This window comes from Agromyces sp. P1_H4 (assembly GCF_056405255.1).
In genome coordinates, this window is sequence record NZ_JBFUCL010000503.1 from 1 (window position 1) to 1,755 (window position 1,755).

The 1,755-nt window shown below is 70.7% G+C and carries 3 protein-coding genes; all 3 read left to right on the plus strand.

The features are described 5' to 3' along the window. Nucleotides 1-243, plus strand: a 243-nt coding sequence (locus tag AC1DY2_RS19385; RefSeq protein WP_476763896.1) for an FHA domain-containing protein, incomplete at its 5' end; no start/stop codon positions are given. Then, the gene (locus tag AC1DY2_RS19390) at nt 240-1,070 is read left to right on the plus strand and encodes a PP2C family protein-serine/threonine phosphatase (RefSeq protein WP_476763897.1); all 831 of its coding nucleotides are present in this window, start codon (nt 240-242) and stop codon (nt 1,068-1,070) included. The genes AC1DY2_RS19385 and AC1DY2_RS19390, both read left to right, overlap by 4 nt. 124 nt (nt 1,071-1,194) lie before the next feature. Beyond that, on the plus strand, nt 1,195-1,755 hold a 561-nt coding region (locus AC1DY2_RS19395; RefSeq protein WP_476763898.1), incomplete at its 3' end, for a serine/threonine-protein kinase.

Sequence of the window (1,755 nt, forward strand, 5' to 3'; positions counted from 1 at the left end):
GTCTCGGCCACGCACCTCGAGCTCCGGGTGGAGGGCACCCGCGTCGTCGCGACCGACCTACGGTCCACGAACGGCACCACCGTGCACGGCAGGTCGAGCACGCGCCGCCTGCGCGCCGGCGAATCGATCGTCGTGGCACCGGGCACACGACTCGACCTCGGAGACGATACGATCGTCGAGATCCTCCCAGCCCCCGTCGTTCCCCCCTCGAGCGAACCGAGCAGACAGCAGGCAGCGCCGTGACGCAGATCGGCAACGGAAACGCCAAGCACCGCATCACGCTGCCCGACGGCACCGAGGTGACGATCGCGTGGGCCGCCGTGACCGACACCGGCCTGCGACGCGAGGTCAACGAGGACAGCTTCGTGGCGCAGGCGCCCATCTTCGCGGTGGCCGACGGCATGGGCGGCCATGCCGCCGGCGACTTCGCGAGCGCCGCGGTCGTGACCCGCCTGGCCGAGCACGGCGGGCGCCTCACGATGGGCACGCCCGAGATCGACTCGGCCCTTCGTCTCGCCGTGCAGGACATGGGCCGGGGCGCCGGCGTCACCGATGAGGGCAGCGGCACCACGGTGACCGGCGCGGCCCTCGGGGCCATCTCCGACGAGCCGGCGTGGATCGTCTTCAACATCGGCGACTCCCGCGTCTATCGCCTCGTCGGCGGCGTGCTCGAGCAGCTCACCGTCGACCACTCGATCGTGCAGGAACTCGTCGACGCCGGCCAGATCACGCGCGAGGAGGCCGACACCCACCCGCATTCGAACGTCATCACGCGGGCCGTCGGGTTCCACGAGGCGCCGATTCCCGACTACCGCGCGATCGCCGTGGAGGAGGGCAYGCGCCTCCTGATTTGCTCCGACGGGCTGACCAAGGAGCTGACCGCCTACGGCATCCGCCACTTCCTCGTCGCGAACCAGAAGCCCGAGAAGGCCGCGCGACAGCTCGTCGAGGCCGCGCTCGGCAACGGCGGCCGCGACAACGTCACCGTCGTCGTGGTCGACGTGCTGAAGGTCGTGCGACCGGCCGGTGCGGTGTGGCGCGGTCGCGGCGACGACAGCGACCTCGACTGACGGATGCCGCGGGCCCGCGGCCTTCTGCACAACCTCAGGTGCGGCATCCGCGGCCAATCTACAATGGGGGCACCGGGCGCCCGCCGGACCTCCGAGCGCCGACGCACCCGACGCTGGGAGGAACGTGACGAGGCGCCTGCCGTCCACCCCGCCGAACCTGCCCGGGTTCGCGTTCATCAGGGTGCTCGGATCCGGCGGATTCGCCGACGTCTTCCTCTACGAGCAGAACATGCCGCGACGCCTCGTCGCCGTCAAGGTGCTCCTCGCGGAGGTCGTGAACGACGAGCTCAGGCAGATGTTCCAGGCCGAGGCGAACCTCATGGCGCAGCTGTCGTCGCACCCGTCGATCCTCACCGTCTACCAGGCGAGCGTCGCCGCCGACGGACGGCCCTACCTCGTCATGGAGTACTGCTCGTCGACCCTCGGCCAGCGGTACCGTGCCGTGCAACTGCCGCTCGCCGAGGTGCTCTCCATCGGCGTGCGCATCGCGAGCGCCGTCGAGACCGCGCACCGCCAGGGCGTGCTGCACCGCGACATCAAGCCCTCGAACATCCTCACAACGGCCTACGGACATCCCGTGCTGTCGGACTTCGGCATCGCGTCGACCCTCGGCGAGGCGGAGACCAGCGACGCGGTGGGCCTCTCCATTCCGTGGTCGGCGCCCGAGGTGCTGCACGACGACGTG